Raw genomic sequence first — 24,251 nt, 5'->3', positions numbered from 1 at the left:
TGAATCTGGCAGGTCAGGAGGGAATCGAACCCCCAACCTACGGTTTTGGAGACCGTCGCTCTGCCAATTGAGCTACTGACCTAAAACAAAATCAGGCCGACCATTATGCCGGCCTGAAGGAGACTTTACAACAATTTACTCTGCAACCCTGGTTACGACATCCGCAGCGATGGCCCAACCACCGCTACAAACAACCAAAGGCAACATGAACCACTTAAAACAAAGGCAGATATTTTCATATCTGCCTTGTTATATGGAGCTCTTGAGCGGATTTGAACCGCTGACCTCACCCTTACCAAGGGTGTGCTCTACCAACTGAGCTACAAGAGCGTAACGCTGTGCAAAACCTGTAAACTTGGAGCGGGTAGCGGGAATCGAACCCGCATCATCAGCTTGGAAGGCTGAGGTTCTACCACTAAACTATACCCGCGAGGCTTACAGCTCTCGCTAAAAATGGTGGAGGGGGAAGGATTCGAACCTTCGAAGTCGTAGACGTCAGATTTACAGTCTGATCCCTTTGGCCGCTCGGGAACCCCTCCTAAGCGAGCCGGCATTCTACATCATGCCAGCCTTCTGTCAAGCATTTTTCTCATTAAAAACCTGAGCTTAGCTGCGTTGACCTCGCTTCACACCGTTAACCGTTTCCGGTGTTCGCTGTGGAGCGGGCGCCATTCTATGCAAACTATTCGATGGGTGCAACCCCCTCGCACGGCATTATTTTATGTTTTAACTCATTGAATTCTTTAGAAAGGTTTATCAGCTGAAGATCGTCCAGCCAGCGCCGGCTTTCCGGGGCCACACGCAGCCAATAACCGGCAGTTTCGGAGCCACCCCGGGGCAACGCCTGAAACTTGACATCCATACCAGTCAATCTGCGCTCAAGCCCCTGGGCCACGTCCTGACGGGTAAAACCGCCCAGATAAAGGCAGCCGGAATCCGGCTGGGCTGCCTTGCCCTTGTCCTTGGCCGCCTCCCCCGCCTCGCTCAACAGACGGATATCCTGCTGAGACCCACGATACAGACTCAAGGGCGTTACATCCTTCGCGCGCAGAGGAGCCTCCTGTTGATGCCAGATGTAATAAAACACATTGAGAACAAGCAGCAGCAGAAACAACCAACGCATAAAGACCTCAGGACAAAGGGCACGCCATAGCCAAGCCGACAAACACCAGATCCGGAACCACCCTGGCCTCGGGCACTATCCCGGACACCAGGGCGGCATCACCACCCGTGAGGAAAACAGCGAAATCCTCACCCCAATGGCTACGGGCCAACTCAAGCTGAGTCAGCACAAACCCCTGAAGCATCAACAGGCAACCGCGCTCGACAGCCTCAACGGTTGTGCGACCAGGGTCGAGGCTCTCCAGAGCACGCTCGGCAGCAAGATCACCGTAACGAATCTTGCGGGTATGCGTGCGCAGCTGATTGCGCATCAACGGCATCCCTGGACATATGAACCCACCGAGATGCCCTCCATCCTCAGCAACGAAGTCCGCGGTCACGGCTGTACCGAAATCAAGCACAAGGCACGCACCGCCCGCCAAATGGAATCCGCCAAGCAAGGCCAGCCAACGATCGAGGCCCAGCTTCTCGAACTCCTCATAGCCGTTACGGACTCCGGACATTTCCCGCGCGGGCGACGCACTGACGACCGACACATCGAAGGACTCCTTCAACAGGGCGATCAACATCCCGGTTTCTTCGACAGTCCTTACACTGACCAATCGGCAATGCTTGAGAGCAAGCCCCTGGAGCGCCTTCAAGTCCGCGAGCAACGCGAGGTCAGAATCGACAACCCCTTCCCCCACCACCAGCCGGGCATTCGCATCGAGCACGCGCCACTTGATAAAACTGTTGCCACAGTCGAGCTCAAGAATCATGACGCAACCTCAGACTCAGCTCGCCACCACTGAAGACTTTTTCCACACCATCCACCTTCAAGCGCAAGGCGCCCTGACTATCAATACCCAGCACTTCGCCATCTATCTGGTTAACGCCCGCAATCAATGAGACTGCACGCCCTTGCCACAGATGATTTTGCTCCCACTCCGCCTGGACCGCCGAAAACCCACCAGCCCGATGACGCACCAGGTATCTCTGCAGCATCACTCCAAGCGTTGCCACCAGGTGATTGCGATCAAACATCCTACCCGACTCCAGACGCATGGACGTCCACTGCTGGTCCACCTCATCGGTCATCTGCATGTTCACGTTTATCCCCACACCCAGCACCACGTGACACACATCAGCAGGATCGCCGACCAGCTCGAGCAATATCCCGGCAATTTTCTTCTGGCCGACCAGGACATCATTCGGCCATTTCAACCCCACCCCAGGGACACCAAGCTCGCGCAAGGCCTGCAGGACGGCAAGCCCGACAACAAGACTCAAACCTTCGAGCTGACGCATTCCACCGTCGATACGCAGTACCAGGCTGTAATAGACGTTTTCCGCGAAAGGACTCGCCCACTTGCGCCCACGCCGCCCGCGCCCGGCAGTCTGCCGCTCAGCCAGCACCAGGAAAGGCGCAGCCTGAAGCCGCTCGATAGCACGCAGTGCCTCGGCATTGGTGGAGTCGATGGAATCGAAGACCAGGACAGGCCAGTCACAAGAAGGCGCAAGTCTCCCGATCTCGGCAGGATCAAGCAATGTCAGCGGCGTCGCCAATTGATAGCCCCGCCCCCTGACTTTATGAATGGCAAGACCCAGCTCAGCCTCCAAATGCTGGAGCTGCTTCCATACCGCACTGCGACTGATGCCCAAGGCAGCACCCAGTGCCTGACCCGAATGGAATCGGCCATCTTTAAGAAGCTCTAACAACGTCAGCATGCAAGTCTCGCCTCACAATGAGGCCCGCATGATAGCCACGCCCCGAGCACTTGCATAGAAACCCGGCGTTACGGATTTCCCCCAGACAAAAACAAAACCCCTACCTGCGTACGCAGATAGGGGTTTCGGAATTTAATCTTGACGATGACCTACTCTCACATGGGGAAACCCCACACTACCATCGGCGATGCATCGTTTCACTGCTGAGTTCGGGATGGGATCAGGTGGTTCCAACGCTCTATGGTCGTCAAGAAATTCGGGTACTGAGTCGTGACCGGAGGGCCTCGCTTCAGCAAATTGGGTATGTGATGGAAATCGGTGTTTTGTGAGCGTCGAACTTTCGGTTCTTTCGTCTTCACACACCGCAATCTGATGCTCTTTCGAGTAGTCAAATTGCTTGGGTGTTATATGGTCAAGCCTCACGGGCAATTAGTATTGGTTAGCTCAACGCCTCACAGCGCTTACACACCCAACCTATCAACGTCGTAGTCTTCGACGGCCCTTCAGGGAGCTCAAGGCTCCAGTGAGATCTCATCTTGAGGCAAGTTTCCCGCTTAGATGCTTTCAGCGGTTATCTTTTCCGAACATAGCTACCCGGCAATGCCACTGGCGTGACAACCGGAACACCAGAGGTTCGTCCACTCCGGTCCTCTCGTACTAGGAGCAGCCCCTCTCAAATCTCAAACGTCCACGGCAGATAGGGACCGAACTGTCTCACGACGTTCTAAACCCAGCTCGCGTACCACTTTAAATGGCGAACAGCCATACCCTTGGGACCGGCTTCAGCCCCAGGATGTGATGAGCCGACATCGAGGTGCCAAACACCGCCGTCGATATGAACTCTTGGGCGGTATCAGCCTGTTATCCCCGGAGTACCTTTTATCCGTTGAGCGATGGCCCTTCCATACAGAACCACCGGATCACTAAGACCTACTTTCGTACCTGCTCGACGTGTCTGTCTCGCAGTCAAGCGCGCTTTTGCCTTTATACTCTACGACCGATTTCCGACCGGTCTGAGCGCACCTTCGTACTCCTCCGTTACTCTTTAGGAGGAGACCGCCCCAGTCAAACTACCCACCATACACTGTCCTCGATCCGGATAACGGACCTGAGTTAGAACCTCAAAGTTGCCAGGGTGGTATTTCAAGGATGGCTCCACGCGAACTGGCGTCCACGCTTCAAAGCCTCCCACCTATCCTACACAAGCAAATTCAAAGTCCAGTGCAAAGCTATAGTAAAGGTTCACGGGGTCTTTCCGTCTAGCCGCGGATACACTGCATCTTCACAGCGATTTCAATTTCACTGAGTCTCGGGTGGAGACAGCGCCGCCATCGTTACGCCATTCGTGCAGGTCGGAACTTACCCGACAAGGAATTTCGCTACCTTAGGACCGTTATAGTTACGGCCGCCGTTTACCGGGGCTTCGATCAAGAGCTTCGCGTTAGCTAACCCCATCAATTAACCTTCCGGCACCGGGCAGGCGTCACACCCTATACGTCCACTTTCGTGTTTGCAGAGTGCTGTGTTTTTAATAAACAGTCGCAGCGGCCTGGTATCTTCGACCGGCGTGGGCTTACGCAGTAAATGCTTCACCCTCACCGGCGCACCTTCTCCCGAAGTTACGGTGCCATTTTGCCTAGTTCCTTCACCCGAGTTCTCTCAAGCGCCTTGGTATTCTCTACCCAACCACCTGTGTCGGTTTGGGGTACGGTTCCTGGTTATCTGAAGCTTAGAAGCTTTTCTTGGAAGCATGGCATCAACCACTTCGTCACCCAAAGGGTAACTCGTCATCAGCTCTCGGCCTTAAGATCCCGGATTTACCTAAGATCTCAGCCTACCACCTTAAACTTGGACAACCAACGCCAAGCTGGCCTAGCCTTCTCCGTCCCTCCATCGCAATAACCAGAAGTACAGGAATATTAACCTGTTTTCCATCGACTACGCTTTTCAGCCTCGCCTTAGGGACCGACTAACCCTGCGTCGATTAACGTTGCGCAGGAAACCTTGGTCTTTCGGCGTGGGTGTTTTTCACACCCATTGTCGTTACTCATGTCAGCATTCGCACTTCTGATACCTCCAGCAAGCTTCTCAACTCACCTTCACAGGCTTACAGAACGCTCCTCTACCGCATCACTTACGTGATACCCGTAGCTTCGGTGTATGGTTTGAGCCCCGTTACATCTTCCGCGCAGGCCGACTCGACTAGTGAGCTATTACGCTTTCTTTAAAGGGTGGCTGCTTCTAAGCCAACCTCCTAGCTGTCTAAGCCTTCCCACATCGTTTCCCACTTAACCATAACTTTGGGACCTTAGCTGACGGTCTGGGTTGTTTCCCTTTTCACGACGGACGTTAGCACCCGCCGTGTGTCTCCCATGCTCGGCACTTGTAGGTATTCGGAGTTTGCATCGGTTTGGTAAGTCGGGATGACCCCCTAGCCGAAACAGTGCTCTACCCCCTACAGTGATACATGAGGCGCTACCTAAATAGCTTTCGAGGAGAACCAGCTATCTCCGAGCTTGATTAGCCTTTCACTCCGATCCACAGGTCATCCGCTAACTTTTCAACGGTAGTCGGTTCGGTCCTCCAGTCAGTGTTACCTAACCTTCAACCTGCCCATGGATAGATCGCCCGGTTTCGGGTCTATTCCCAGCGACTAGACGCCCTATTAAGACTCGCTTTCGCTACGCCTCCCCTATTCGGTTAAGCTCGCCACTGAAAATAAGTCGCTGACCCATTATACAAAAGGTACGCAGTCACCCAACAAAGTGGGCTCCCACTGCTTGTACGCATACGGTTTCAGGATCTATTTCACTCCCCTCTCCGGGGTTCTTTTCGCCTTTCCCTCACGGTACTAGTTCACTATCGGTCAGTCAGTAGTATTTAGCCTTGGAGGATGGTCCCCCCATATTCAGACAAAGTTTCTCGTGCTCCGTCCTACTCGATTTCATGACCAAGAGATTTTCGCGTACAGGGCTATCACCCACTATGGCCGCACTTTCCAGAGCGTTCCGCTAATCTCAAAGCCACTTAAGGGCTAGTCCCCGTTCGCTCGCCACTACTAAGGGAATCTCGGTTGATTTCTTTTCCTCAGGGTACTTAGATGTTTCAGTTCCCCTGGTTCGCCTCTTGCACCTATGTATTCAGTACAAGATAACCATCTTATGATGGCTGGGTTCCCCCATTCAGACATCTCCGGATCAAAGTCTGTTTGCCGACTCCCCGAAGCTTTTCGCAGGCTACCACGTCTTTCATCGCCTCTGACTGCCAAGGCATCCACCGTATGCGCTTCTTCACTTGACCATATAACCCCAAGCAATCTGGTTATACTATGAAGACGACATTCGCCGAAAATTCGCACTTGCTCATAGAGCAACTCACAAATTTTACCTTAGCCTGATCCGTTACCAGTGAAAGTAACGTTCAGTCTATCTTTCTATCACATACCCAAATTTTTAAAGAACGATCTAATCAAAAGACTAGAAATCAATATTCATCGCGGAATATTCATTTCTAAACTCTTCGACACGTTGAAGCAGTTTATGGTGGAGCCAAGCGGGATCGAACCGCTGACCTCCTGCGTGCAAGGCAGGCGCTCTCCCAGCTGAGCTATGGCCCCATACAAAATTGGTGGGTCTGGGCAGATTCGAACTGCCGACCTCACCCTTATCAGGGGTGCGCTCTAACCAACTGAGCTACAGACCCAATTTCGAGCTTGTAACTGTTAGCGTGAGCTATCAGCTTGGAGCTTAAAGCTGCTTCTATCGTCTTCTTCAATGAATCAAGCAATTCGTGTGGGAACTTATGGAGCAGCTGAGTCGTCGATTAAGGAGGTGATCCAGCCGCAGGTTCCCCTACGGCTACCTTGTTACGACTTCACCCCAGTCATGAATCACACCGTGGTAACCGTCCCCCCGAAGGTTAGACTAGCTACTTCTGGTGCAACCCACTCCCATGGTGTGACGGGCGGTGTGTACAAGGCCCGGGAACGTATTCACCGCGACATTCTGATTCGCGATTACTAGCGATTCCGACTTCACGCAGTCGAGTTGCAGACTGCGATCCGGACTACGATCGGTTTTGTGGGATTAGCTCCACCTCGCGGCTTGGCAACCCTCTGTACCGACCATTGTAGCACGTGTGTAGCCCAGGCCGTAAGGGCCATGATGACTTGACGTCATCCCCACCTTCCTCCGGTTTGTCACCGGCAGTCTCCTTAGAGTGCCCACCATGACGTGCTGGTAACTAAGGACAAGGGTTGCGCTCGTTACGGGACTTAACCCAACATCTCACGACACGAGCTGACGACAGCCATGCAGCACCTGTCTCAATGTTCCCGAAGGCACCAATCCATCTCTGGAAAGTTCATTGGATGTCAAGGCCTGGTAAGGTTCTTCGCGTTGCTTCGAATTAAACCACATGCTCCACCGCTTGTGCGGGCCCCCGTCAATTCATTTGAGTTTTAACCTTGCGGCCGTACTCCCCAGGCGGTCAACTTAATGCGTTAGCTGCGCCACTAAGAGCTCAAGGCTCCCAACGGCTAGTTGACATCGTTTACGGCGTGGACTACCAGGGTATCTAATCCTGTTTGCTCCCCACGCTTTCGCACCTCAGTGTCAGTATCAGTCCAGGTGGTCGCCTTCGCCACTGGTGTTCCTTCCTATATCTACGCATTTCACCGCTACACAGGAAATTCCACCACCCTCTACCATACTCTAGCTTGTCAGTTTTGAATGCAGTTCCCAGGTTGAGCCCGGGGCTTTCACATCCAACTTAACAAACCACCTACGCGCGCTTTACGCCCAGTAATTCCGATTAACGCTTGCACCCTCTGTATTACCGCGGCTGCTGGCACAGAGTTAGCCGGTGCTTATTCTGTCGGTAACGTCAAAACACTAACGTATTAGGTTAATGCCCTTCCTCCCAACTTAAAGTGCTTTACAATCCGAAGACCTTCTTCACACACGCGGCATGGCTGGATCAGGCTTTCGCCCATTGTCCAATATTCCCCACTGCTGCCTCCCGTAGGAGTCTGGACCGTGTCTCAGTTCCAGTGTGACTGATCATCCTCTCAGACCAGTTACGGATCGTCGCCTTGGTGAGCCATTACCTCACCAACTAGCTAATCCGACCTAGGCTCATCTGATAGCGCAAGGCCCGAAGGTCCCCTGCTTTCTCCCGTAGGACGTATGCGGTATTAGCGTCCCTTTCGAGACGTTGTCCCCCACTACCAGGCAGATTCCTAGGCATTACTCACCCGTCCGCCGCTGAATTCGGGAGCAAGCTCCCGTCATCCGCTCGACTTGCATGTGTTAGGCCTGCCGCCAGCGTTCAATCTGAGCCATGATCAAACTCTTCAGTTCAAACATCTTTGGGTTTTGAGAAAACCCTAAACTTGGCTCAGCAATCGTTGGTTACATCTTTGATTTCTCGCGGAGTAACTTGTGATGCTGATAATCTGTTGACTAGCAGTCTGACTCCACAAGCACCCACACGAATTGCTTGATTCAGTTGTTAAAGAGCGGTTGGTTAAGATCTTTCGTCTCAACCGAGGCGCGCATTCTACAGCAGCCTCATTTACTGTCAAGTGATTTTTTTCAGAAGTTTTCAAGGAATCCTTAACAACTTCAACCACTTGCGCTTCCGATCTCTCGTCAGCGGGAGGCGAATTCTACAGCGTTACACGCTGCTGTCAACACCTCTTTTTCAACTTCCTTTCGGCTTCGATGACCTGAAGCAACCTGCTGCCGAAACCTACATAACTCTTTGTTTTCCAAGGAGTTTTCCGTTTCGACTGCGCCGGAAGTGGGGCGAATTATAGGCTTCTAAAATTCGCCGTCAACACTTTATTTCAACTTTATTCAGCCTTGAGCGTAATACGCGCAAATGCCTTCTTGCCGGCCTGGCAAACATGGGTTGCACCCAACGCATATATAAAGGTGCGATCAACCACCTCACCATCTATACGCACGCCACCCGAACCGAGAAGATCTCGCGCCATCGCCGAGTTCTTCACCAGGCCCGCTTTATTAAGGACGGCAGCGATCGGCATATCTTCGGCAGCCGTCAATTCGATCTCTGGCAGATCATCCGGCAGCTCGCCTTCCTTCATACGGTTACCGGCTGCACGATGAGCATTGGCCGCAGCCTCCTCACCATGGAAGCGCGCAACGATCTCTTCAGCCAGCTTGATCTTGATATCGCGCGGATTGGCGCCCGCCTCCACATCAGCGCGAAACGCATTGATCTCATCCATGGAGCGGAAGCTGAGCAACTCGAAGTATCGCCACATCAGCACATCCGGAATGGAGACCAGCTTGCTGTACATCACGCCCGGCGCTTCCTGGATACCGACGTAGTTGCCCAGGGACTTGGACATCTTCTTCACGCCATCCAGGCCTTCAAGCAGCGGCATGGTCAAAATGCACTGGGCTTCCTGACCATAACCACGCTGCAGCTCACGCCCCATCAGCAAGTTGAACTTCTGATCGGTGCCGCCGAGCTCGACGTCTGCGCGCAGAGCTACCGAGTCGTAACCCTGAACCAGCGGATAGAGGAACTCATGAATGGCGATCGGCTGATTGGTCGTATAGCGCTTGTCGAAGTCATCGCGCTCGAGCATGCGAGCCACGGTGTACTGCGAAGTCAGGCGAATGAAGTCGGCCGGCCCCATCTGATCCATCCAGGTGGAGTTGAATGCCACCTCGGTTTTAGCCGGATCCAGAATCTTGAAGACCTGAGTCTTGTAGGTCTCGGCGTTCTCGAGAACCTGCTCGCGAGTGAGCGGCGGGCGCGTAGCACTCTTGCCGCTCGGATCACCGATCATCCCGGTGAAGTCACCAATCAGGAAGATCACCTGATGCCCCAGTTCCTGGAACTGGCGCAGCTTATTGATAAGCACGGTGTGACCCAAGTGCAGATCCGGAGCCGTTGGATCGAAGCCCGCCTTAATACGTAGCGGCTGGCCACGCTTGAGCTTTTCAATCAGCTCGGACTCGACCAACAGTTCTTCCGCACCACGTTTGATCAGCGCTAGCTGCTCTTCAACCGACTTCATAACAGACCCGCAAGGCTCAGATTCAAAGGGAACCAACCATACAAGATCGCGCGTCAAATACAAGGTTTGCCCGGCGCACGGACGCCAATCCGCAGACAGGGTGCCTGCGGACTTGCTTCAAAGATGATTTGGTTATATTTTATACAGTTATTTCATCTTCATCATGTCATTCATCTTTTCCAATTCATCTTTTTCAAAGTCAAAACCACTTATGACCACAGAATCGTCTAAAGCGCCGCCGCTTTACCCGAAAACCCACCTGCTCGCCGCAAGTGGCATCGCCGCCCTTCTCAGCCTGGCGCTCCTGGTATTCCCTTCCAGCGATGTTGAAGCCAAAAAGACGACCCTCAGTCTTGAACTGGAAAGTCCTGCTGAACAACTGACACAAGATCAAGACGCTGCTGACGCCGTTCAAGCCACAAATGAACCAGCAACATCTCCCTTCGCGCAGATCGACAACAGCGCCGAGGACACCCAGGAAACAGCTCTGGCCGAGCCGGCGCCGGTCGTCGAAGAAAAGAAGCCGGCAAGCCACAGGGAAGTGATCGTCGCCAAGGGCGACACCCTCTCTACTCTGTTCGCGAAAGTCGGCCTCCCCACCACCTCAGTGCATGAAATACTGGCCAGCGACAAGCAGGCCAAGCAGTTCAGCCAGCTCAAGCATGGGCAAAAACTCGAATTCGAACTGAGCCCTGACGGCCAGTTGAGCAACTTGCACAGCAAGCTCAACGACCTCGAAAGCATCAGCCTGACCAAGAACGACAAGGGCTACACGTTCAACCGCATTACCGCGAAACCGAGCGTGCGCTCCGCTTACGTTCACGGCGTGATCAACAGCTCGCTGTCGCAGTCCGCGGCCCGTGCAGGCCTGTCCCACAGCCTGACCATGGACATGGCCAGCGTGTTTGGCTACGACGTGGACTTTGCCCAGGATATTCGCCAGGGCGACGAATTCGACGTGATCTACGAGCAAAAGGTAGTCAACGGCAAAGCCGTCGGCAACGGCCCGATCCTGTCGGCGCGCTTCACCAACCGCGGCAAGACCTACACCGCCGTTCGCTACACCAACAAACAGGGCAACAGCAGCTACTACACCGCTGACGGCAACAGCATGCGCAAGGCGTTCATCCGCACACCGGTGGACTTTGCCCGCATCAGCTCGAAGTTTTCCATGGGCCGCAAACACCCGATCCTGAACAAGATCCGCGCCCACAAAGGTGTCGACTACGCTGCGCCGCGCGGTACGCCGATCAAGGCGGCCGGTGATGGCAAGGTGTTGCTCGCCGGCCGCCGTGGTGGCTACGGCAATACCGTGATCCTCCAGCACGGCAATACCTACACCACGCTCTACGGCCATATGCAAGGCTTCGCCAAAGGCGTGAAGACTGGCGGCACGGTGAAACAGGGCCAGGTGATTGGCTATATCGGCACTACCGGCCTCTCCACCGGGCCGCACTTGCACTACGAGTTCCAGGTCAATGGCGTGCACGTCGACCCGCTGGGCCAGAAACTGCCAATGGCCGATCCGATTGCCAAGGCCGAACGCGCACGCTTCCTCGCCCAAAGCCAGCCGCTGATGGCGCGCATGGAACAGGAAAAAGCCACCCTGCTGGCTTCGAGCAAGCGTTAAGTCATGGCGCTCTATATAGGTGTGATGTCCGGGACCAGCCTTGATGGCCTGGATATCGCGCTGATCGAGCAAGCCCCGGCGATCAGGCTGATTGCCTCCCACTACATCCCGATGCCCGATTCCCTGCGCGCCGAGCTACTTGGCTTGTGCGCCAGTGGCCCGGACGAAATTGCCCGCTCCGCCGTCGCCCAGCAGAACTGGGTGAAACTGGCAGCCCAAGGGATTCATGCCCTTCTCGCTCAACAGCAATTGAAGCCTGACGACATTCGGGCAATCGGTAGCCATGGCCAGACCATCCGTCATGAACCGGCTCGCGGTTTTACCGTGCAGATCGGCAACCCGGCCCTGCTGACGGAGCTGACTGGCATCACCGTGGTCAGCGATTTCCGCAGCCGCGATGTTGCTGCCGGCGGGCAAGGCGCACCGCTGGTTCCCGCCTTTCATGAAGCCCTGTTTGAAAAACGGGCCGGCAACCGCGCGGTGCTGAACGTAGGCGGCTTCAGCAACCTCAGCCTGATCGAGCCCGGCAAGCCGGTTGCCGGTTTCGACTGCGGCCCAGGCAATGTGCTGCTGGACGCCTGGATTAATCAGCAACGCGGCGATCACTTTGACCGTGACGGCCAATGGGCTGCCAGTGGCAACGTCCGACCGGTGCTGTTGAATGCGCTGCTCAGCGATCCGTTCTTTGTCACCAAAGGCCCGAAGAGTACCGGCCGGGAAGTGTTCAACCTGCCATGGCTGACGCAGCATCTGGCACAACTGCCAGCCTTCAGCGCCGAGGATGTTCAGGCGACGCTGCTTGAGCTGACCGCGCTGACCATCATCGAGTCACTGCAAAGTGCCCAGGCAGACACGCAGGAACTGCTGGTCTGCGGCGGCGGCGCCCACAACACCGCGCTGATGAGTCGCCTGGCCAACCTGTTGCCAAACGCAAGTGTCAGCAGCACCGCTACTTACGGTGTAGACCCCGACTGGGTCGAAGCCATGGCCTTTGCGTGGCTGGCTCATTGCTGCCTCGAAGGCATCGCTGCAAACCGCCCGAGCGTTACCGGTGCCCGTGGTTTGCGCGTACTCGGCGCCATCTACCCCGCCTGAATCCTCCACACAGCAAAACGCCGCAAGACCATGAGGCCGTGCGGCGTTTTGTGGAACAGGTGCGCTGATCAGATCGAGAACGAAGAACCGCAGCCACAGGTGGTGGTCGCATTCGGGTTCTTGATGACGAAACGCGAACCTTCCAGACCTTCCTGGTAGTCCACTTCGGCACCCGCCAGATACTGGAAGCTCATCGGATCGACCACCAGACTCACACCTTCGCGCTCGACGATGGTGTCGTCATCGGCCACTTCCTCATCGAAAGTGAAGCCGTACTGAAAACCTGAACAACCGCCGCCCGTAACGAATACGCGCAGCTTCAAGCGATCATTCCCCTCTTCATCGACCAGGCTCTTCACCTTGTGCGCGGCACCGTGGGTGAATTGCAAAGCCGTGGGGGTGAAGGATTCGACGCTCATGCTGACTATCTCCCGGCGTTACGCCGTCATATTGCGTGATGACGCGCATTATCCGCTTCTCCTAGAAAAGCGGTCAACTATTGTTATGGTATATCAACCAATCCAATCGCCGGCCCGGAATGCAAAAAGGCCCGTCAGACGGGCCTTTTGCTGTACTCGATAAACCTTACGGCAACATGCCTGCGTGAGACAGGCCCAGACGCTCGTCCAGCCCGAACAGAATGTTCAGGTTCTGCACCGCCTGCCCCGACGCCCCTTTGACCAGGTTGTCGATCACCGACAGCACTACCACCAGATCGCCATCCTGAGGGCGATGCACGGCAATACGGCAGACGTTGGCACCCCGTACGCTACGAGTCTCCGGATGGCTGCCGGCAGGCATCACATCGACGAACGGTTCGTTGGCATAACGCTTTTCAAACAGCGCCTGCAGATCCACCGAACGATCAACAACAGTGGCGTAGAGCGTCGAGTGAATGCCGCGAATCATCGGTGTCAGGTGTGGAACGAAGGTCAGGCCGACATCCTTGCCCGCTGCACGACGCAGCCCCTGGCGAATTTCCGGCAGGTGACGGTGACCTTTGACGGCATAGGCCTTCATGCTTTCCGAAGTCTCGGAATACAGCGAGCCTACGGAGGCACCACGACCGGCACCGCTGACGCCGGATTTGCAGTCGGCAATCAGATGCGAAACATCGGCCAGGCCGGCTTCGAGCAATGGCAGGAAACCCAATTGCGTTGCAGTCGGGTAGCAGCCAGGCACGGCGATCAGGCGTGCTTTCCTGATCTGCTCGCGATTGACTTCCGGCAAGCCGTAAACCGCCTCGTCCAGCAACTCCGGTGCGCCGTGCGGCTGGCCGTACCACTTGGCCCATTCATCCGCGTCTTGCAGACGGAAGTCGGCCGACAGGTCGATGACCTTGGTCCCGGCCGCCAGCAGTTCACCCGCCAAGGCGTGGGCAACACCGTGCGGCGTGGCGAAGAACACCACATCGCAAGCACCGAGGGTCTTGATGTCCGGAACGCTGAACGCCAGGCCGTCGTAATGGCCTCGCAGGTTCGGGTACATGTCGGCTACGGCCAGGCCGGCCTCGGATCGGGAAGTGATGACAACCACTTCAGCTTGCGGATGTTGCGCCAACAGACGCAGCAGTTCGACACCGGTGTAACCCGTGCCGCCGACGATACCGACCTTGACCATAAACCTGCCCTCAACGAACCCACTGGAAAGCCGTCGATAATAGGGGGCGCGCGCCCCTGCGACAACCGTCAAGGTGACGTGCGGAGCCTCAAGCCTCTACTATTCCGGCTACCGTGAATTGGGGAATAACTAAAAATGCTTTATCTGTGGCTCAAAGCGCTTCACATCGTCAGCGTCGTCAGCTGGTTTGCCGGCCTGTTCTACCTGCCGCGGCTGTTCGTCTATCACGCTCAAAGCGAAGATACCGTCAGCAAGGAACGCTTCAGCATCATGGAGCGCAAGCTCTACCGAGGCATCATGGGCCCGGCGATGATCGCGACGCTGATCTTTGGCGGCTGGCTGATCAGCCTCAATCCGAGTGCGTATTTCACTCAGGGTGGCTGGATGCACGCCAAGCTGACGCTGGTGGTGATTCTGATCGGCTACCACCACATGTGCGGCGCGCAGGTAAAACGTTTTGCCCGTGGCGAAAACACCCGCAGCCATGTCTTTTATCGCTGGTTCAATGAGGTTCCGGTTCTGATATTGCTGGCAATCGTAATTCTGGTCGTCGTTCGGCCGTTCTAAATCCAATAGGCACAACTCACCGGGGTACTTCCAATGTCGCTGCCCGCTCTGCTCGAACAACGTTTGCGTCTGCCCGTAGTGGCAGCGCCGATGTTCCTGATTTCCAATCCGCAATTGGTACTCGCCTGTTGTCGCCAGGGCGTGGTCGGCAGCTTCCCGGCGCTGAATCAGCGTGAAAGCAGTGGTTTCAAGGCCTGGCTGGAAGAAATCGAAGCGGGGCTTGCGACACTGGAAAACCCCGCGCCTTATGCCGTGAACCTGATCGTCCATAACAGCAATCCACGCTTACAGGCAGATCTGCAGATCTGCGTCGAACACAAAGTGCCGATCGTGATCACCAGCCTCGGCGCCGTAAAGGAACTGGTCGACGCGGTCCATGGCTACGGTGGCCTGGTGTTCCATGATGTGACAACCCGTCGTCATGCCGAGAAAGCGGCCGAAGCGGGCGTGGATGGCTTGATTGCCGTGGCGGCCGGTGCCGGTGGGCACGCCGGGACCTGGAGCCCGTTCTCGCTGATTGCCGAGATCCGCCAGTTCTTCGACAAGACCCTGTTGCTGGCCGGTTGCTTGAACCACGGCCATGAAATTCTTGCCGCCCAATTGCTCGGCGCGGATCTGGCCTACTTCGGCACGCGATTTATCGGCACGACCGAAAGCCACGCACCCGACGCCTACAAAGAAATGCTGCTGTCTTCCAAAGCGGCAGACATCATCCATACTCCAGCCGTGTCAGGTGTCCCCGCGAGCTTCATGCGCAAGAGCCTGGAGGCCGCCGGTTTCGACATGGCCGCCTTGCAAGGCAAGGGCGAGATCAACTTCGGCTCCAAGCTCAAGCCCGTGAGCGATGAAGCCAAAGCCTGGAAGACCGTTTGGTCCGCAGGCCAGGGCGTGGGAGAAATCGAGGACTTGCCGAGCGTCGAGCAGTTGATTGCACGTCTCGACGCCGAGTACCGCCAGGCCCTGGAGCATGCGGCCCGGTTGCCCAAACGCTGGCCGCGCTGACAGTAAAACTTGGCCAGCCTCACCCGGCTGGCCTTACACTCGCCCGGACACAACATTCTTCTTTCAACCGCTCGCGACAAGGATGCCTCGAATATGGACGAAAACCGTTTCAAGATCGTCTTCGAGGGTGGCTTGCTGCCCGGTGTCGACACCACCACTGCAAAGCTCAACCTCGCCGACTTGTTCAAAAGCGATGTCGCGGCCATCGAACGCCTGTTCAGCGGGCGTCCGGTAGCGCTCAAACGCAACCTGTCGCAGGCCGATGCCCAGACCTACCTCCAGGCACTGAGCAAAACCGGTATCGACGCCCGCATCGAAGCCGAAACACCGATCGAGTTGAACCTCGCCGACGTGCATGACCATACTCCGGCCAGCAATCAGGCCCCTTTGGCAGATCCGCTGTCTCCTTACGCTCCACCTCGCGCGCCCGTCGGCGAAGCCGTGGCGGAATTCGCCATACTCAAGCCATTCAGTTTCGATGGCCGAATCGGCCGCTTGCGTTACCTCGCCTGGACGTTGGTGCTGTCAACTGTGCTCCTGGCTGTTTGCGGGGTGTTTGCATTGGTCGCTCTGGCTCTCATCGGCGCGGATTCGACCGCCGGCCTGATATTGGGCAGCATGCTGGCCTTGATCCTGTTCGTCGGATTTGTATTCGTCAGCATCCAGATCACCGTTCAACGTTTGCACGATGTCGGCTGGTCCGGCTGGCTGTGGCTGCTGAACCTGGTGCCGTTCGTTGGCAGTTTCTTCCCGTTCGTGATCATGGTCGTACCGGGCAACGACACCGCCAACCGCTACGGCCCGCCGCCTCCGCCGAACAGTACCGCGGTCAAGGTATTGTCTTCGCTGTGGCTGATTGTTATCGCGCTGATTCTGTTCGGCTCGCTGGCCGGTGGTCTCACGGCGATACGGGAAGGATACAAAAGCGCCGCACAGAGTAGCTACGAAAGCAGTTCGGTCATCACGGATGAAATCGACGTCGAGGTCGAACCGCTGCCAAATTCCGCCAACGATGCAGCCGAAGAGGCCCAGCCCCCTGTAGACTCTGCGAAAGAATGAACAGCGCTCCTGGCCCGTGACACCTGCGTCGCGGCGCGGAGCTGTTGCGATGGAGAACTGCATGACCCGTTACGCTCTGATCACTGGCGCCTCCAGCGGCATCGGCCTGGCAATGGCCGAAGCGCTGGCCCGGCGCGGCCGCAGCCTGATTCTGGTGGCCCGACAACGTGATCAGCTGGAAAGCATTGCGATTGAACTGACCCAAAGGTTCGGTGTGGAAGTGTTGTTCCGTGCCTGCGACCTGGGCGAACCGCTGCGCCTGTCCGGATTCCTGCTGGAGCTGGAAGAAGGCGACCGGCAGATCGACCTGCTGGTCAACTGCGCCGGTATCGGCACATGCGGCCCGTTTCTGGCCCAGGACTGGATGACCGAGCAAGACCTGATCGAAGTGAACATCCTCGCCCTCACCCGCCTGTGTCACGCCATCGGCAACAGCATGGCCCTGCAAGGCGGCGGGCAGATTCTGAATGTGGCCTCGGTGGCGGCGTTTCAACCGGGACCGTGGATGAGTACCTATTACGCCAGCAAGGCCTATGTGCTGCACTTTTCCGAAGGATTGCGCGTCGAGCTGAAAAAGTGCGCGGTCAAGGTTTCCGTGCTCTGCCCCGGACCGACCCGCACGGCGTTTTTCCGCACCGCGCAACTCAACAGCGACAAACTGACCAACAGCAATTTGTTGATGAGCCCCGAGGAAGTGGCGCTCTACACCGTACGCGCACTGGAAAAGAATCGCGCGATCATTATTCCGGGGCGGCGCAACCGCTGGCTTGCCTTCCTGCCAAGGCTCGGCTCGCGCTGGCTGACTCGCACGATCGCCGGCATGGTCAACAAGGCTTACTGCCCGCGCTGATCCAACTCAAGGTAAAAGGCTGGGCGCTGGCATAAGCCATGAGTACACTCAGGCCAGCCCAAACAACGGAGAAAACAGCTGTGGATACTCTGTTCACCAAGATCATCAACCGGGAAATCCCGGCGAAGATCATTTACGAGGACGACCAGGTACTGGCCTTCCACGACATCGCCCCACAGGCACCGGTACATTTCCTGGTAGTCCCGAAGAAACCGGTGCGCACCCTCAACGACCTCACCGAGGACGATAAGGCGCTGGCCGGGCACATTCTGTTCACCGCGCAGCGTCTGGCCCTGGAACTGGGCTGTGAAGAAGGTTTCCGGGTGGTCATGAACTGCAATGAATTGGGTGGACAAACCGTCTACCACATTCATATGCACGTGTTGGGTCAGCGCCAGATGCACTGGCCGCCGGGCTGAGTTACTGCCTCACCTTGTGGGAGCGGGCTTGCTCGCGAAGACGGAGTATCAGCCAGCATAGATGCTGAATGTCAGTCCCTCTTCGCGAGCAAGCCCGCTCCCACAAGGGCATCACAGGACTGTCACAGCCTCTGCATCACAATGACCCAGCGCAATCCTTCCCCGGCCGTTTGGGTTAAACTGGCCACCGAAATTCCCCCGGAGGTCAGCATGACTACCCAACGTCACTACTCGCCGATTGACCGCCTTCTGCTGCAAGCCGATGCCGCGATGCGTACCCTGCTGCCCTTCAGCGGCCAGCCGTACCGTCCGTCGCCCGCCATCGTGCAGCCGGATGCAAAAATGAGCGATGAAGACACACGCCACGTTGCCGGCCTGATGCGCATCAACCATACCGGCGAAGTCTGTGCCCAGGCGTTGTATCAGGGGCAGGCGCTGACCGCCAAACTGCCGCAAGTGCGTGCTGCCATGGAACATGCCGCCGAAGAAGAAATCGATCACCTGGTCTGGTGCGAACAACGCATCCATCAACTGGGTAGCCACACCAGCATCCTCAATCCGCTGTTTTATGGCATGTCTTTCGGGATTGGCGCAGTGGCAGGCCTGATCAGCGATAAAGTCAGCCTGGGGTTCGTTGCGGCAACGGAAGACCAGGTGTGCAAACACCTGAACGAACACCTGGAACAATTGCCGGCCGAGGATGAAAAGTCCCGGGCAATTCTTGAGCAGATGCGTATCGATGAAGAACAGCATGCCGAAAGTGCACTGGATGCTGGCGGGTTCCGTTTTCCGGCGCCGGTGAAATTCGGGATGAGCCTGATGGCCAAGGTGATGACCAAGAGTACTTACCGGATCTGACTCTGTTTTTTTTTGTAGGAGCGAGCCGGCTCGCGAAAAACGTCAGGGCAACGCGTTAATGCAGCAAACACTCGTTATCGTTGACGTCCATCGTCGGAACGCCGCCCGGAGCAAGCTCGCTCCTACAAGAACCACCAGCCAGAATAAAAAAGGCGACTGCCGTGAGGGAGTCGCCTTTTTTGTGCTTGAAAAGCTTACGCCATGTTGCGCGCGTAGAAGATTTCGAGCATTTCGTGTTTCACCCGCTCGGTCACCTGGGCGCGCTGCTCAGAGGACAGGTTGCTGGTGGCATCGCCGAACAGGTAGTTATCCAGTTCGAAGTTCTTCAGCAGCATCTTGGTGTGGAACAGGTTTTCCTGGTACACGTTCACGTCGGTCATCTGGTACGCGTCGTAAGTGTCGTCGGAGAGGTAGTTCTGGATCGAATTGATCTCATGGTCGATGAAGTGCTTTTTGCCTTCAACGTCACGGGTGAAGCCGCGCACACGGTAGTCCACGGTCACGATGTCCGAATCGAACTGGTGAATCAGGAAGTTGAGCGCTTTAAGCGGTGAAATGACCCCGCAAGTCGACACGTCGATGTCCACACGGAAAGTTGCAATACCGCTGACCGGATGGATTTCCGGGTAGGTGTGCACCGTGATGTGGCTCTTGTCGAGGTGGGCCAGAATGATTTCGGGCAGCGGGCCCGGGGATTCTTCGATCTGACTATCGGTCGGGGTTACCGGCTCTTCGGAGATCAGGATCGTGACGCTGGCGCCCTGCGGCTCATAGTCCTGACTGGCAATGTTCAGGATGTTGGCACCAATGATATCGACAACTTCCGTGAGAATCTGCGTCAGGCGCTTCGCGTTGTACTCTTTATTGATGTACTCGACGTAAGCCTGCTGGTCTTGCGGGGTTTCCGCGTAGCAGATGTCATAGATGTTGAAGCTCAAGGTCTTTGTCAGGTTATTGAACCCGTGGAGCTTGAGTTTGCTTTTCACCGTTAAAAACTCTCTATGTGTTTGCGGCCAGGCCGCGTGATCAAGCATGCCCGTCAGATGCGAACAACGCAGCTGCGTAGGACGGTTAACACCTCTTCGCGATGGCGATTTTGGTTGTCTGTTCGGGTACGAGGCCTGTCGGCTGACGGGCCACTACCCTGAAAAAAGTGGCGCATTATGCAGACGTCAGCTTGTGTTCGCCAGAGTCTGCACTGCTTTTATGATAGTTGAATGTCGATTCAACCGAGCTCGATGATCTCGTAGTCGTGGGTGATTGCCACGCCTGCCGCGCCGAGCATGATCGAGGCCGAGCAATACTTCTCGGCAGACAATTCGATGGCGCGCTTGACCTGGGCTTCTTTCAGGCCGCGGCCCTTGACCACGAAGTGCATGTGGATCCTGGTGAACACCTTTGGATCTTCGGTCGCACGCTCGGCTTCAAGGAAGGCTTCACAGCTTTCGACCGCCTGGCGGGACTTCTTGAGGATGCTGACCACATCGAAATTGCTGCAACCGCCGACACCCAGCAGCAGCATTTCCATCGGCCGGACACCCAGATTGCGTCCACCGGCATCGGGCGGACCGTCCATGACCACGACATGACCGCTACCGGATTCGCCGAGGAACATGGCTTCGCCAGCCCATTGGATGCGTGCCTTCATCGCCAAGACTCCACTGTATAAAAAAGGGTCGCCAGCTTAGCACAGGCCCCGTGATTGACAGCGTCCGGCGTCCTAGGACATATCCCACCAACTTGTAGGTAAATGCTCGAATATTTCAGGAAGTGTCTGTTAAGCTGACGCCAATTCAATGGCGCATGGCCAGCTTTACTCCAGCGTTCACTATTCATAAAAACCAAACATACCGTGCAGTCTTTTCGGGATACAACCATGGTTGCTATTGCCCCCAACCCCAAGATCAAGAACCTCGACAAGCTGTTGATGCATTGCCAGCGCCGCCGTTATCAGGCCAAGAGCAACATCATTTGTGCTGGCGACCGCTCGGAAACGCTGTTTTTCATCCTCAAAGGCTCAGTCACCATCCTGATTGAAGATGACGACGGCCGGGAAATGATCATTTCCTACCTGAACGCCGGGGACTTTTTCGGCGAGTTGGGCCTGTTTGAGCAAGCCGGCCTGGAGCAGGAACGCAGTGCCTGGGTGCGGGCCAAGGTTGAATGCGAAGTTGCGGAAATCAGCTACGCAAAATTCCGCGAGTTATCCCTGCAGGATCCGGACATTCTTTACGTCCTCAGCGGACAAATCGCACAGCGCCTGCGCAACACCACGCGCAAGGTCGGTGACCTGGCATTTTTTGACGTGACTGGCCGCGTTGCCCGCTGCCTGCTGGAGCTGTGCAAACAGCCAGACGCCATGACTCACCCCGACGGCATGCAAATCAAGGTGACCCGTCAGGAAATCGGGCGGATTGTCGGTTGTTCCCGGGAGATGGTCGGTCGCGTGCTCAAGGATCTGGAAGAACGCAACCTGGTGGACGTCAAAGGCAAGACCATGGTGGTCTTCGGTACGCGATAAGCTCGAAAACCTAGCCGCTGAACATCTGCGCCAGCATCAACCGGTAGAGTTTATCGAGGCGCGCCAATGCATCGGGCGCCTTGAACTTCTCATGCAGCGCAATGTGACTTTCGGCGCGGACTCGTTGCTCCAGACCGCAGGCCTCATTGAAACGATTGACCGCGGCGACCATCGACTCTCGCTCGTTATCCAGAAGCATCGCTCCATGTACCAGCCCCACCGGACGCTGCCCACCCTGACTCTGGCGCCAGCGCTGGGCGGTACCGACCATTTTGCGTCCATCGAGGTTGACGTTGAAGCGACCGTCACAGAAAGCGCCTTCGATTTCACCCAGAGATGAAGTGCCACCCAACTCATCGAGCAACTGACAGATCGGATCGCACAAGCGCCGGTAACCGGTCTCGATACGGTTCAAATCCCCTTCGCTGCGCGGCGGCGCGTAAACCAGTGCGATGTTGATGGTCGAGGCCGATTGCGGCACCGGCTCACCACCGGTTTCACGCAACAGCACCGGCCAACCTGCCGCCGCCGACACTTCGCACGCGGCTTCGAAACCGGGCAAGCGATTCAAGCGGCGCGGCATGACCAGTGCCCGATCGGTCGGCTGCCAGAACAGCAGGCCGAACTCGGCGTCGCCGGCGCAGACCGAGGCCAACAGATCCTGCTCGGCTTGCAGGCCGGCTTCGATGGTCAGGGGGATGGGTGAGGTCATAAGCTATTCCGTAGGACATGAAGTCTGTGGTGCATCTTATGCCGCCTTCGCGAGCAAGCCCGCTCCCACACTGGATTTCTGGTGTTAGCAAATTTCTGTGTGGGAGCGGGCTTGCTCGTGGAGGGGTCAACTCGATCTGCGGGTAATCAGTCGAGTGTAGAACCGCTGACGGGCACACCGCGCTCAGGGAAGAACAGGCGCTGCAACTCGGTACCCGGGCTTTCGGCACGCATGAACGCTTCACCGACCAGGAACGCGTAGACGTCGCTGATTTCCATCAACTCGACATCGGCACGGTTGAGGATGCCGCTCTCGGTGATGACCAGACGATCACGCGGGATACGCGGCAACAGGTCAAGAGTGGTTTCCAGGCTGACGTCAAAGGTGTGCAGGTTACGGTTGTTGACCCCGACAAGCGGCGTGTCGAGGGTTTTCAACGCGCGCTCCAGTTCGTCGCCGTCGTGCACTTCAACCAGCACATCGAGATTGACGCTTTTGGCCACGGCCGCCAGCTCGGCCATTTTCACGTCGTCCAGCGCGGAGACGATCAACAGCACGCAATCGGCGCCCAGCGCACGGGCTTCGACGATCTGGTACGGATCGATCATGAAGTCCTTGCGGATCACCGGCAGGTTGCACGCGGCACGGGCCTGCTGCAGATAGGCATCGGCGCCCTGGAAGTAGTCGATGTCGGTGAGTACCGACAGGCAGGTCGCGCCGCCCTTTTCGTAGCTTCTGGCAATATCGGCGGGAATGAAGTTCTCGCGGATCACGCCTTTGCTCGGCGAGGCTTTCTTGATTTCGGCAATCACCGCTGGCTGTTTTTTCTTGGCTTGCTCCAGCAATGCCTTGGCAAAACCACGGGGTGCATCGGCCGCCTTGGCCAGACTTTCCAGCTCGCTCAAGCTCACACGGGCGCTACGCTCGGCGACTTCCTGAACCTTGCGGGCCAGAATGTTTTCCAGAACCGTCGGTACACTCATCCCTCATTCTCCACTTTGAATACCGCGGTAAACGCACCCAGTTCCTCGAGCTTCTCTCGAGCGAGACCGGTGTGCAGCGCATCGTGCGCAAGTGCAACTCCCTCTTTCAAACTGCTGGCATGGTCAGCGGCGTACAGCGCAGCACCGGCATTGAGCATGATCATTTCGGCCGCTTTCTGACCGTTCTCCGTCTTGCGCTTGCCCAGGGCATCACGAATCAGCTCAAGGGAAGCCGCCGGGCTATCCACCGCCAGGCCATGCAGGCTCTGGCTCTTCATGCCCAGGTCTTCCGGCTCGACCCAATACTCGGTGATCTGGTCGTTTTTCAACTCTGCCACGAAGGTCGGTGCTGCCAGGCTGAATTCATCCAGGCCATCCTTCGAATGCACCACCAGCACATGTTTGCTGCCCAGGCGCTGCAATACTTCCGCCAGCGGCCGGCATAAGGCCTGGGTGAATACGCCTACCACCTGATGCTTCACACCGGCCGGATTCGTAAGCGGGCCGAGCATGTTGAACAATGTACGCAGCCCCAGCTCACGGCGCGGACTTGCAGCGTATTTCATCGCAGAGTGATGAGTCTGGGCAAACATGAAACCAATACCAACGTTGTCAATGCAACGCGCCACTTGCACCGGCGTCAGGTTCAGGTAAATGCCGGCCGCCTCCAGCAGATCAGCACTGCCGCTCTTGCCCGAGACTGCACGGTTGCCATGTTTGGCCACGGTGCAGCCAGCAGCGGAAACCACGAACGCAGCCGCGGTCGACACGTTGAAGATGTTCGCACCGTCACCGCCGGTGCCGACCACATCGACCACACCGTCGAGTGTCTTGAGTTCGACCTTGTCCGCCAGCTCGCGCATCACCGACACGGCACCGACGATTTCGTCGATGCTTTCGCTCTTCATGCGCATGGCCATCATGAACGCGCCAATCTGCGCGTCGGAGCATTGCCCGGTCATGATTTCGCGCATGACGTCGCGCATTTCATCGGTACTGAGGTCGAGGTGATCGACGATGCGGCTCAGGGCTGTCTTGATGTTCATGAAAAG

General features: G+C 56.6%; 20 protein-coding genes, 6 tRNA genes and 3 rRNA genes. 9 read left to right on the top strand and 20 right to left on the bottom strand.

The genetic code is table 11. From position 1 onward, the window contains the following. Window positions 1-6: 6 nt before the first annotated feature. From ACEN8Q_RS26040 to tyrS, 13 genes are all read right to left on the bottom strand, one after another. Window positions 7-82 (bottom strand) — tRNA-Trp (locus tag ACEN8Q_RS26040). A gap of 172 nt (window positions 83-254) precedes the next feature. Then, a tRNA-Thr gene (locus tag ACEN8Q_RS26035) sits at window positions 255-330 on the bottom strand. A gap of 26 nt (window positions 331-356) precedes the next feature. Continuing rightward, window positions 357-430, bottom strand: a tRNA-Gly gene (locus ACEN8Q_RS26030). 24 nt (window positions 431-454) lie between these two features. Further along, window positions 455-539, bottom strand: a tRNA-Tyr gene (locus ACEN8Q_RS26025). Window positions 540-682: 143 nt separating this feature from the next. Then, window positions 683-1,123 (bottom strand): hypothetical protein, encoded by a 441-nt coding sequence (locus ACEN8Q_RS26020; protein ID WP_413703933.1) that lies wholly within the window; start codon window positions 1,121-1,123, stop codon window positions 683-685. A 7-nt stretch (window positions 1,124-1,130) separates the two neighbouring features. Next, window positions 1,131-1,880: a pantothenate kinase gene (locus ACEN8Q_RS26015; RefSeq protein ID WP_413426418.1), complete on the bottom strand. Its 750-nt coding sequence runs from the start codon at window positions 1,878-1,880 to the stop codon at window positions 1,131-1,133. Continuing rightward, the gene (birA, locus tag ACEN8Q_RS26010; RefSeq protein ID WP_413426416.1) at window positions 1,870-2,829 is read right to left on the bottom strand and encodes a bifunctional biotin--[acetyl-CoA-carboxylase] ligase/biotin operon repressor BirA; all 960 of its coding nucleotides are present in this window, start codon (window positions 2,827-2,829) and stop codon (window positions 1,870-1,872) included. The genes ACEN8Q_RS26015 and birA overlap by 11 nt, the downstream gene beginning before the upstream one ends. Before the next feature lie 136 nt (window positions 2,830-2,965). Continuing rightward, a 5S ribosomal RNA gene (rrf, locus tag ACEN8Q_RS26005) occupies window positions 2,966-3,081 on the bottom strand. Window positions 3,082-3,237: 156 nt separating this feature from the next. Beyond that, window positions 3,238-6,129, bottom strand: a 23S ribosomal RNA gene (locus tag ACEN8Q_RS26000). Window positions 6,130-6,369: 240 nt separating this feature from the next. Continuing rightward, a tRNA-Ala gene (locus ACEN8Q_RS25995) sits at window positions 6,370-6,445 on the bottom strand. A 9-nt stretch (window positions 6,446-6,454) separates the two neighbouring features. Continuing rightward, a tRNA-Ile gene (locus ACEN8Q_RS25990) sits at window positions 6,455-6,531 on the bottom strand. A 121-nt stretch (window positions 6,532-6,652) separates the two neighbouring features. Beyond that, window positions 6,653-8,189 (bottom strand): 16S ribosomal RNA (locus ACEN8Q_RS25985). Together the 16S, 23S and 5S rRNA genes with 2 tRNA genes alongside form the textbook arrangement of a ribosomal RNA operon. 494 nt (window positions 8,190-8,683) lie before the next feature. Then, window positions 8,684-9,883 carry a tyrosine--tRNA ligase gene (gene tyrS, locus ACEN8Q_RS25980; protein WP_057396307.1) on the bottom strand — a complete coding sequence of 400 codons (1,200 nt, stop codon included), beginning with the start codon at window positions 9,881-9,883 and terminating at the stop codon, window positions 8,684-8,686. Window positions 9,884-10,094: 211 nt separating this feature from the next. Here tyrS and ACEN8Q_RS25975 point away from each other — a divergent pair, with 211 nt between their 5' ends. Both ACEN8Q_RS25975 and ACEN8Q_RS25970 read left to right on the top strand, forming a co-directional pair. After that, window positions 10,095-11,513 carry a peptidoglycan DD-metalloendopeptidase family protein gene (locus ACEN8Q_RS25975; protein WP_413424217.1) on the top strand — a complete coding sequence of 473 codons (1,419 nt, stop codon included), beginning with the start codon at window positions 10,095-10,097 and terminating at the stop codon, window positions 11,511-11,513. A 3-nt stretch (window positions 11,514-11,516) separates the two neighbouring features. Beyond that, complete coding sequence (locus ACEN8Q_RS25970; protein ID WP_413424215.1) at window positions 11,517-12,608, top strand: anhydro-N-acetylmuramic acid kinase; 1,092 nt, start codon at window positions 11,517-11,519, stop codon at window positions 12,606-12,608. 68 nt (window positions 12,609-12,676) lie between these two features. On the opposite strand, the gene erpA is transcribed toward ACEN8Q_RS25970, so the two are convergent. After that, entirely contained in the window at window positions 12,677-13,027 is a 351-nt protein-coding gene (erpA, locus tag ACEN8Q_RS25965; RefSeq protein WP_007906865.1) for an iron-sulfur cluster insertion protein ErpA, read from the bottom strand. 166 nt (window positions 13,028-13,193) lie between these two features. Further along, the gene (gene argC, locus ACEN8Q_RS25960; RefSeq protein ID WP_413424213.1) at window positions 13,194-14,228 is read right to left on the bottom strand and encodes an N-acetyl-gamma-glutamyl-phosphate reductase; all 1,035 of its coding nucleotides are present in this window, start codon (window positions 14,226-14,228) and stop codon (window positions 13,194-13,196) included. A 135-nt stretch (window positions 14,229-14,363) separates the two neighbouring features. On the opposite strand from argC, the gene hemJ reads away from it, so the two are divergent. The 6 genes from hemJ to coq7 all read left to right on the top strand — a co-directional run bounded on the left by hemJ (window position 14,364) and on the right by coq7 (window position 18,983). Then, window positions 14,364-14,795 (top strand): protoporphyrinogen oxidase HemJ, encoded by a 432-nt coding sequence (gene hemJ, locus ACEN8Q_RS25955; RefSeq protein WP_008017444.1) that lies wholly within the window; start codon window positions 14,364-14,366, stop codon window positions 14,793-14,795. 33 nt (window positions 14,796-14,828) lie between these two features. Further along, window positions 14,829-15,797 carry an NAD(P)H-dependent flavin oxidoreductase gene (locus tag ACEN8Q_RS25950; protein WP_413424211.1) on the top strand — a complete coding sequence of 323 codons (969 nt, stop codon included), beginning with the start codon at window positions 14,829-14,831 and terminating at the stop codon, window positions 15,795-15,797. 93 nt (window positions 15,798-15,890) lie between these two features. Next, a complete protein-coding gene (locus ACEN8Q_RS25945) occupies window positions 15,891-16,856 on the top strand; it encodes a DUF805 domain-containing protein (protein WP_413703932.1) in 966 nt (321 codons plus the stop codon). A 61-nt stretch (window positions 16,857-16,917) separates the two neighbouring features. Further along, window positions 16,918-17,706 carry an SDR family NAD(P)-dependent oxidoreductase gene (locus tag ACEN8Q_RS25940; protein WP_413424207.1) on the top strand — a complete coding sequence of 263 codons (789 nt, stop codon included), beginning with the start codon at window positions 16,918-16,920 and terminating at the stop codon, window positions 17,704-17,706. A gap of 80 nt (window positions 17,707-17,786) precedes the next feature. Further along, window positions 17,787-18,125, top strand: a complete 339-nt coding sequence (locus ACEN8Q_RS25935) for a histidine triad nucleotide-binding protein (RefSeq protein ID WP_007906873.1) — start codon at window positions 17,787-17,789, stop codon at window positions 18,123-18,125. Window positions 18,126-18,335: 210 nt separating this feature from the next. Beyond that, on the top strand, window positions 18,336-18,983 hold the full coding sequence (coq7, locus tag ACEN8Q_RS25930) for a 2-polyprenyl-3-methyl-6-methoxy-1,4-benzoquinone monooxygenase (protein WP_008051652.1): 648 nt from the start codon (window positions 18,336-18,338) through the stop codon (window positions 18,981-18,983). Window positions 18,984-19,177: 194 nt separating this feature from the next. Here coq7 and speD read toward each other — a convergent pair whose 3' ends face one another. Together speD and ACEN8Q_RS25920 are read right to left on the bottom strand one after the other, a co-directional pair. Beyond that, on the bottom strand, window positions 19,178-19,969 hold the full coding sequence (gene speD / locus ACEN8Q_RS25925; protein ID WP_007986012.1) for an adenosylmethionine decarboxylase: 792 nt from the start codon (window positions 19,967-19,969) through the stop codon (window positions 19,178-19,180). 239 nt (window positions 19,970-20,208) lie between these two features. After that, window positions 20,209-20,631: an OsmC family protein gene (locus tag ACEN8Q_RS25920; RefSeq protein ID WP_007994936.1), complete on the bottom strand. Its 423-nt coding sequence runs from the start codon at window positions 20,629-20,631 to the stop codon at window positions 20,209-20,211. A 228-nt stretch (window positions 20,632-20,859) separates the two neighbouring features. Between ACEN8Q_RS25920 and crp the strand changes: the two genes are divergently transcribed. Further along, on the top strand, window positions 20,860-21,504 hold the full coding sequence (gene crp, locus ACEN8Q_RS25915; RefSeq protein WP_322615055.1) for a cAMP-activated global transcriptional regulator CRP: 645 nt from the start codon (window positions 20,860-20,862) through the stop codon (window positions 21,502-21,504). A 10-nt stretch (window positions 21,505-21,514) separates the two neighbouring features. On the opposite strand, the gene ACEN8Q_RS25910 is transcribed toward crp, so the two are convergent. The 3 genes from ACEN8Q_RS25910 to trpD form a co-directional block, all read right to left on the bottom strand. After that, the gene (locus tag ACEN8Q_RS25910) at window positions 21,515-22,216 is read right to left on the bottom strand and encodes a biotin/lipoate A/B protein ligase family protein (RefSeq protein ID WP_413424204.1); all 702 of its coding nucleotides are present in this window, start codon (window positions 22,214-22,216) and stop codon (window positions 21,515-21,517) included. 146 nt (window positions 22,217-22,362) lie between these two features. Next, the gene (trpC, locus tag ACEN8Q_RS25905; RefSeq protein WP_008017435.1) at window positions 22,363-23,199 is read right to left on the bottom strand and encodes an indole-3-glycerol phosphate synthase TrpC; all 837 of its coding nucleotides are present in this window, start codon (window positions 23,197-23,199) and stop codon (window positions 22,363-22,365) included. Beyond that, window positions 23,196-24,245 carry an anthranilate phosphoribosyltransferase gene (gene trpD / locus ACEN8Q_RS25900; RefSeq protein WP_223548332.1) on the bottom strand — a complete coding sequence of 350 codons (1,050 nt, stop codon included), beginning with the start codon at window positions 24,243-24,245 and terminating at the stop codon, window positions 23,196-23,198. Before trpD ends, trpC begins: the two co-directional genes overlap by 4 nt. Window positions 24,246-24,251: the final 6 nt, after the last annotated feature.

It is taken from the genome of Pseudomonas sp. Pseusp16, assembly GCF_047324915.1.
Taxonomy (GTDB): Bacteria; Pseudomonadota; Gammaproteobacteria; order Pseudomonadales; family Pseudomonadaceae; genus Aquipseudomonas; species Aquipseudomonas fluorescens_CD.
This window is presented reverse-complemented; position numbering and strand designations above follow the sequence as displayed.

Excerpts from the sequence above, each read along its gene's own strand:
- trpC (WP_008017435.1), bottom strand. The coding sequence starts at position 23,199 with ATGAGTGTACCGACGGTTCTGGAAAACATTCTGGCCCGCAAGGTTCAG.
- birA (WP_413426416.1), bottom strand. The coding sequence starts at position 2,829 with ATGCTGACGTTGTTAGAGCTTCTTAAAGATGGCCGATTCCATTCGGGT.
- ACEN8Q_RS26015 (WP_413426418.1), bottom strand. The coding sequence starts at position 1,880 with ATGATTCTTGAGCTCGACTGTGGCAACAGTTTTATCAAGTGGCGCGTG.
- ACEN8Q_RS26020 (WP_413703933.1), bottom strand. The coding sequence starts at position 1,123 with ATGCGTTGGTTGTTTCTGCTGCTGCTTGTTCTCAATGTGTTTTATTAC.
- ACEN8Q_RS25910 (WP_413424204.1), bottom strand. The coding sequence starts at position 22,216 with ATGACCTCACCCATCCCCCTGACCATCGAAGCCGGCCTGCAAGCCGAG.
- ACEN8Q_RS25940 (WP_413424207.1), top strand. The coding sequence starts at position 16,918 with ATGACCCGTTACGCTCTGATCACTGGCGCCTCCAGCGGCATCGGCCTG.
- crp (WP_322615055.1), top strand. The coding sequence starts at position 20,860 with ATGGTTGCTATTGCCCCCAACCCCAAGATCAAGAACCTCGACAAGCTG.
- ACEN8Q_RS25950 (WP_413424211.1), top strand. The coding sequence starts at position 14,829 with ATGTCGCTGCCCGCTCTGCTCGAACAACGTTTGCGTCTGCCCGTAGTG.
- tyrS (WP_057396307.1), bottom strand. The coding sequence starts at position 9,883 with ATGAAGTCGGTTGAAGAGCAGCTAGCGCTGATCAAACGTGGTGCGGAA.
- trpD (WP_223548332.1), bottom strand. The coding sequence starts at position 24,245 with ATGAACATCAAGACAGCCCTGAGCCGCATCGTCGATCACCTCGACCTC.
- ACEN8Q_RS25970 (WP_413424215.1), top strand. The coding sequence starts at position 11,517 with ATGGCGCTCTATATAGGTGTGATGTCCGGGACCAGCCTTGATGGCCTG.
- coq7 (WP_008051652.1), top strand. The coding sequence starts at position 18,336 with ATGACTACCCAACGTCACTACTCGCCGATTGACCGCCTTCTGCTGCAA.
- ACEN8Q_RS25975 (WP_413424217.1), top strand. The coding sequence starts at position 10,095 with ATGACCACAGAATCGTCTAAAGCGCCGCCGCTTTACCCGAAAACCCAC.
- hemJ (WP_008017444.1), top strand. The coding sequence starts at position 14,364 with ATGCTTTATCTGTGGCTCAAAGCGCTTCACATCGTCAGCGTCGTCAGC.
- ACEN8Q_RS25945 (WP_413703932.1), top strand. The coding sequence starts at position 15,891 with ATGGACGAAAACCGTTTCAAGATCGTCTTCGAGGGTGGCTTGCTGCCC.
- ACEN8Q_RS25920 (WP_007994936.1), bottom strand. The coding sequence starts at position 20,631 with ATGAAGGCACGCATCCAATGGGCTGGCGAAGCCATGTTCCTCGGCGAA.
- erpA (WP_007906865.1), bottom strand. The coding sequence starts at position 13,027 with ATGAGCGTCGAATCCTTCACCCCCACGGCTTTGCAATTCACCCACGGT.
- argC (WP_413424213.1), bottom strand. The coding sequence starts at position 14,228 with ATGGTCAAGGTCGGTATCGTCGGCGGCACGGGTTACACCGGTGTCGAA.